A 3812-nucleotide genomic window follows, 5' to 3' on the forward strand; every position below is an offset into this window, starting at 1 on the left:
AGTGTATTACCAGATATTTCAACTTTGCCATAATCATCATGCTTGATAGCCGCTCATCATTACCACTCCGGCATCCTCTTTCTTGGGCATGCAGATGAAGTAATGGCGGAAGTTAATCAGGTTACGCTGGTTCAACGGGTCATTCTTTGACTCGGAATAATACATCTTGGTAGAACCTGTTGCCTTGAAAACCCTCTGTTTGTAGAAGGCAAATGAACACGGAAATTCACCGGCTTCTGCCGTTGTACCCAATGCCTTCTTCACTCCGGCTGTAGTATAAAGCGGGTTGTTGCCATACTCGTAGATTTCAAAGCCGTAAAGGTTACCTACCTTGCCGCTGTTGCGGTCAATATTGTACTGTTCACGGAATGCCTGGCTGGTCAGCAGCAGGTCATTCACATGGTCGGGGCAAAGCACCAGTCTGCGGCCGTCTGACGGTACGCGCAGGTTGTCAAGGGCACGCTTCATTTCCACAAGGTCATTCACGGTAAGGCGCAGACGGTTTGTAGCCGGATCTTTCTCGCCGGTAGTCTTAAGCACCGGAGTAGTTTCCGTATTTTTGTTCGCACAAAGCGCATGGGCCGCCTTGGTAAACTTCGCATCATTGATACTGTTGGCATGTCCCTCTTTCACACGGGCGGTCTTGTCATAGCTGATGGCATAAAGCTCATCGTCTGTAATCGGCGTAGCCTTGGTCTGGAATTTGTCCAGCTTGATGGCAATATCCTTGTCTTCCAAAGCCTGCACATCAATCGGATAGGTTTTATTGTTTATCAAGACATCCGGATCTACACCAACTTCTACCAGGTGAATCACATCGTTATTCACGATACTGCTTTGGTCGGGGATTCCTGACAGCCAGGTTCCTTCCAGTCCGGCACGGAGCACCTTAACAAGTTCCCCTGTCCAGATTTCCGTATAAACCCCTTCACGGAGTATTGAAGTACTTTGCGGGGCCATTCCCATAAAGGCTGCCACCGCATTCATTCCCACAGCTCCGGCCACCGGAGAGAATCCCAATACCGAAGCACACACGACACCTGTCAGCGTATTGAACAGAAGTGCCGTCAAAAGCATTACAATTTTTCCCATTTTCTTCATTTTAAAGGTTTTCAAATTTCACAGGTCATGCCGTATTCAGCCTTGTACAGGCGCTTGTACTCCTCCGGGTTATGCTCGCGCATTTCAAGCAGCGCATCACTCGGGACATCGCTCAGTTTGGCATAGGTGGACGGCTGTGCCTGCTGCTTGCCGCCCTGATAGCTCAATACAGTGGAAATCTTCACCTGTGGTTGCATGGCATCAAGCACATTCTTCAGTTCATCGACACCAACCTTCTTGCCAAGTTCGATAAACTGTATCTTCTTGTCTTCTCCCAGACGCTTTTCCACCACTGCCTTTTCTACAAGACCAGTGATACGGGCCAAAGTCAGCTTCCCGTTTTCTTGCTTCAGGGAATCATTCTCTGCCTTGGCTGCTTTCAGTTCATTTAAGGCTTGATTAACATCAGCCTCCGTTGCCGTTTCCGGCAGCCCCAATTGAAGGGCCAAAAGTTTCAGTTCCATTTCTTCTGTTGTTTTTTGGTTATTGATTAGTGGCAAAGGACAATCACCATCCTTTCCCAATGTGATTTGTTTTCCATCCTTCATCAGTACGATGGCATCATCATTGGAACCTACATCCACCAGTGATACCTCATACAGCTTGCTTTTGGTTATTGTCGGGCTGGTCTGCCCCTGCAGCAAATGTTCGGGCTGGTCACTCAGTTCCAGAATGTCTATTCCGGCACTCACCATTCTCAGACTGCCGAATTCAAACTGTTTCTTGCATCTTTTACTGAGGTCGGTCGCTTCGTCAAACACCAGTTCCCCGGTTACTTCACCATCCTCTACCCGAAGGTCCTTCACATAACCAATCACGTTTCCGCGTTGGTGCATGTACAGCAGTACCGGGTTTCGGCAATACTGCTCCACACTCATGCCCGATGTCAACACACGGCTTCCGTAGCTGTTCAGGCTGTCGTTTGAAATTCTTACACGTTTACTCATTTTCTCATGCCACGCCTTTATGCATTGGCGCTGCAATATTACAGAGCACTTACCGGGAAGCCAAAAAAGTGTGCAATGGTTGCACACTTCTATGAAACCGTTGCACATTATTTTGGCTGCAAGCTGATAAGCGGACAACTTTGCGAATAAATCGGGCAGGTGCAAGGGACTCCGAAGCCTGCCTTTAACCCTATATTCTTTATTATATGACAAAGGCAGAAATCGAAAAGAAAAAATCTCTTGCACGCTCACTGTTCCTTTCCGGCATGGAACAGACTGAAATTGCGGAGAAAGTGGACGTGTCACGCGTCACCATCTCAAAATGGTGCACGGCTGACGGATGGAAAGAGGCAAGGGCGGCAAAGAACGTCACCCGGCCGGAACTGGTGAACAAACTCCTGCTCACCATTGATACACTCATTACTCAAGTCAACGAATCGAACGACCCTGCACTTGTAGCTGGTCTCGGGGACAAACTGGCCAAACTTTCGGCGGTGATTGAAAAGTTAGACAAGAAGGCCAACGTAGTGGATGTCATTGAAGTGTTCATGGCATTCTCCAAATGGATTGAATACCGTTCAACCATCGACCCGGAAGTGACTCCGGAACTGGTCAGGGCAATCAACAAGTACCAGGATCTGTATATCACCGAACAGATGGGCATAAAATAAAACGGCTATGGCAACAGCAGCGGAAAAGAAACAGGCATACGAACAGTGGAAGGAACACTGTAAAAGAGTGCAGTCCATCACGGATACGGCTTTGCTCGCGGGCGAGACACCGGCACAAAAGGACAGGCGTATTCTGCGTCTGCAGGGTAACTATGCCGCGTTCTGTGAATATTACTTCCCCCACTTTCTCACCTTGCGTGACAAAACCACCGGGGAAGTCATACGCACCATCCACAATGCACCGTTCCACAATGCGGCAGCGGCTAAAGTAAAAGGCACACCCAACCTGAAAGCGGTATTCATGTGGCCGCGTGGCCATGCCAAGTCCACACACATGGACATTTTTGTTCCGCTGTGGCTGATGTTCCAGCCCAAACGTCTCATCAACTTCATGGTGGTGGTCGGCAAAAGTGAGGACTCAGCCACACGTCTGCTGGGAGATATTCAGGCAGAACTGGAACATAACCAGCGCATCATTGCCGACTTCGGCAAGCAGCAGGGGAATGCCTCCTGGCAGGATGGGGAGTTCAAGGCGGCCAACGGGGTGAAATTCCTGGCTTGCGGACGCGGACAGTCTCCACGTGGTTTGCGAGACCGGGAAGCACGTCCGGACTACATCGTCATCGATGACTTGGATGACGACGAACTGTGCCGCAATGAGAAACGGGTGCATGACATTACAGACTGGGTGAAAGAAGCCCTTTTTGGTGCACTGGATGTGGGCCGGGGGCGTTTTATCATGGTCGGGAACCTCATTTCTAAAAACTCGGTGCTGGCCAATCTCACCAAGACAAAAGGGGTACATGTATCCGTCATCAAGGCAATAGACAAGAACGGAGAACCGGTATGGCGCGAAAAATGGACGAAAGAAGAGGCGCAGGAATACAGGGATTTCGTAGGCTACCGGGCATGGGAAAAGGAGATGATGCACAACCCCATCGTGGACGGAACTATTTTTCGGGCAGACTGGATTCGTTACAAGAAACTGCCCAGGCTATCCAAGTATGAAATGCTGGTCTGCTATACCGACCCCTCTTTCAAATCGACCACTTCCAACGACTACAAGGCTTGCCGCCTTTGGGGCAAGATTGGG

General features: G+C 49.6%; 4 protein-coding genes. 2 read left to right on the top strand and 2 right to left on the bottom strand.

Annotated features, from left to right (window positions below):
* Positions 1–36: 36 nt before the first annotated feature.
* Together ACMJ0U_RS08775 and ACMJ0U_RS08780 are read right to left on the bottom strand one after the other, a co-directional pair.
* Entirely contained in the window at positions 37–1077 is a 1041-nt protein-coding gene (locus ACMJ0U_RS08775; RefSeq protein WP_005798264.1) for a hypothetical protein, read from the bottom strand.
* A gap of 35 nt (positions 1078–1112) precedes the next feature.
* Complete coding sequence (locus ACMJ0U_RS08780; RefSeq protein WP_005798266.1) at positions 1113–2048, bottom strand: HK97 family phage prohead protease; 936 nt, start codon at positions 2046–2048, stop codon at positions 1113–1115.
* 206 nt (positions 2049–2254) lie between these two features.
* Between ACMJ0U_RS08780 and ACMJ0U_RS08785 the strand changes: the two genes are divergently transcribed.
* A complete protein-coding gene (locus ACMJ0U_RS08785) occupies positions 2255–2719 on the top strand; it encodes a terminase gpP N-terminus-related DNA-binding protein (protein WP_005798268.1) in 465 nt (154 codons plus the stop codon).
* Between the two features lie 7 nt (positions 2720–2726).
* Positions 2727–3812 (top strand): hypothetical protein (locus ACMJ0U_RS08790; RefSeq protein WP_417129595.1); only part of this gene is annotated, 1086 nt, incomplete at its 3' end.

The sequence above is a fragment of the Phocaeicola sp. genome, assembly GCF_048170425.1.
GTDB lineage: Bacteria > Bacteroidota > Bacteroidia > Bacteroidales > Bacteroidaceae > Phocaeicola.